Origin of the sequence: Jiangella rhizosphaerae, from assembly GCF_003579925.1 — a bacterium.
GTDB classification, from domain to species: domain Bacteria; phylum Actinomycetota; class Actinomycetes; order Jiangellales; family Jiangellaceae; genus Jiangella; species Jiangella rhizosphaerae.
In genome coordinates, this window is the sequence record NZ_QUAL01000269.1 from 1 (window position 1) to 2,123 (window position 2,123).

Consider the following 2,123-nt stretch of genomic DNA (forward strand, 5'->3'; position numbering starts at 1 on the left):
CACCGAGAAGCAGCGCAACGAGCTGCTGGCCGAGATGACCGACGAGATCGCCGAGCTGGTGCTGGCGCACAACTACGGGCAGAACATCGCCCTGGCCAACGGCATCCACCAGGCCGCGAACCTGGCCCACGTCCACCGCTCGTACCTCGCCAAGCTGGAGAGCCAGGGCAAGCTCGACCGCGCGCTCGAGGCGCTGCCGACCGACCGGCAGCTGGCCGAGCGCATGACGGCGGGGAAGGGGCTGACCAGCCCGGAGCTGTCCGTCGTGCTCGCGTACACGAAGAACCTCATGTACGAAGAGCTGCTGGCCAGCGGCATGCCCGACGACCCCTACCTCGGCGCGGCCCTGCACGCGTACTTCCCGAGCGCGCTGCGCGACCGTTACGGCGACATCATCGACGACCACCCGCTGCGTCGCGAGATCATCACCAACGTCGTGGTCAACGAGCTGGTGAACACCGCCGGCACGACGTTCGCGTACCGGCTGGGCATGGAGACCGGCGGGACGGCCGAGGACCTCGCCCGCGCGCACACCGTCGGCGGCGTCGTCTTCCAGATCCCGGATCTCATGGCCGCGATCAAAGAGCTGGACAACGTCGTGCCGTTCGACGTCCAGACCCGCATGCGGCTGGAGGGGCGGACGATCACCGAGCGGGCCACCCGCTGGCTCACCGTCAACCGCCGGCCACCCATCGACATCGCCTGGCAGATCGGGTTCTTCGAGGAGCCGATCGCCCGGCTGCTGGTGGCGCTGCCCGACGTGCTGTCCGGCCGCGAGCTCGACCTCTACCACGAGCGGCTCGAGACGCTGACCGCCGACGGCGTGCCGGAGCCGCTGGCCAACCGTGTGGCGGTGCTGCCGCCGGCCTACGCCGGGCTGGGCATGGTCGAGAACTCGCTGGCCACCGGCACCGACCTGCTCGAGGTGGCGCGGGTGCACTTCACCCTGGGCGCGTTCCTCGAGCTGGGCCGGCTGCTCGAGCGGATCATCTCGCTGCCGCGGCGCGACCGCTGGCAGACGATGGCCCGCGCCGCCCTCCGCGACGACCTCCACGCCGTACAGGCGGCGCTGACGGCGCAGGTCATCCAGCACACGCACGAGGAGGCCGCGCCCCAGGACCGCGTCGAGGCATGGGCGGCACAGGACGAGGTGGTCGTCACGCGGACCCAGGGGATGCTGCGCGAGATCGTCGAAGGCGACAGCTTCGACCTCGCCCGGCTGTCGGTCGGCCTGCGCGCCGTCCGCGGCCTCCTGCGCCCCGACGCCACCTGACCATGATCATGTTCCCTCGCGGCGTATCAGCGACCGCGAGGGAACATGATCATGGGGACGTCGTCAGCGGGCGGCGGTGAGCTCCGGCTCGCCGGCGGCGCGGCCGGCGCCGTCCACGTCGGCCAGGTACACCTCCGGCCGGCCCTCGACGTGCAGCTGCGGCAGCCGGCGCTCCAGCCACGACGGCAGCCACCAGTTGGCCCGGCCCAGCAGGTGCATGACCGCCGGCACCAGCAGCATCCGCACGACGGTGGCGTCCACCAGGATCGCGGCGGCCATGCCGACGCCGATGACCTTGAGGAACACCTCGGGGCTGGGGATGAACGCCGCGAACACCGCCACCATGATCGCCGCCGCGGCCGTGATCACCCGGCCGGTGCCGGCCAGGCCCTCGACGATGGCGCGGGCGTTGTCGCCGGTCCGCGTCCACGCCTCGCGCATCCGGCTGATCAGGAAGACCTCGTAGTCCATCGAGAGACCGAACAGCACCGCGAAGACCAGCACCGGGATGAACGCCGGCATCGGCGTCTCGGTGTCGATGCCGATCAGCTGCCCGGCCCAGCCGCCCTCCAGCACCAGCGCGACCACGCCATACGCGGCGGCGACGGAGAGCAGGTTCATCAGCGCGGCGGTGATCGGGATGACGATCGACCGGAACGACACCAGCAGCAGCACCATCGAGAGCAGCACGACGCCGCCGATCAGCAGCGGCAGCCGCTCGGCCGTGTTCTCCGTCGAGTCGATCGAGGTCGCCGTGACGCCGCCGACGTGCACCTCGACGCCCGCGCCCGGGAGGACGTCGTCGCGCAGGGTGTGGACGAGGTCCTCCGTCGCGGCGTCCTGCGGGCCG

Annotated in this window: 1 protein-coding gene and 1 pseudogene; one reads left to right on the forward strand and one right to left on the reverse strand. The window is 71.5% G+C overall.

Annotation, left to right across the window (positions count from 1 at the left end; all coding sequences use genetic code 11):
• Positions 1–1,273: pseudogene (locus DY240_RS23110) on the forward strand (NAD-glutamate dehydrogenase); the annotation flags it as partial.
• Between the two features lie 63 nt (positions 1,274–1,336).
• Here the strand turns inward: DY240_RS23110 and DY240_RS23115 are convergent.
• A partial coding sequence (locus DY240_RS23115; protein ID WP_147375468.1) for an MMPL family transporter occupies positions 1,337–2,123 on the reverse strand: 787 nt, incomplete at its 5' end.